The 323-nt window shown below is 54.5% G+C and carries 1 protein-coding gene; it reads left to right on the forward strand.

Going from position 1 to position 323, the window contains the following annotated elements:
- Positions 1 to 323, forward strand: a 323-nt coding sequence (locus MPL1_RS13795; RefSeq protein WP_009727608.1) for a hypothetical protein, incomplete at both ends; no start/stop codon positions are given.

Below are 323 nucleotides of genomic sequence, written 5' to 3' on the forward strand. Positions count from 1 at the left end.
TCAGGCAATCAGGAGCAAGCAGAGCAAGCAGAGCAAGCAGAGCAAGCAGAGCAAGCAGAGCAAGCAGAGCAAGCAGAGCAAGCAGAGCAAGCAGAGCAAGCAGAGCAAGCAGCTAATCCGCAAATGGAGCTGGTGCCAGACTCAGACTTCACGCATGAAACAATGAATGCATTGTTAGACGAAGTGCAGTTTGAAGAAGAAGCGTGGTTGTCGGCAACCAACCTTGACCAGTTACTCGATCAGCCAGACACTCTTGCCGAAGCCGAAGCCGAAGCCGAAGCCGAAGCCGAAGCCGAAGCCGAAGCCGAAGCCGAAGCCGAAGC

Origin of the sequence: Methylophaga lonarensis MPL (assembly GCF_000349205.1) — a bacterium.
GTDB classification, from domain to species: domain Bacteria; phylum Pseudomonadota; class Gammaproteobacteria; order Nitrosococcales; family Methylophagaceae; genus Methylophaga; species Methylophaga lonarensis.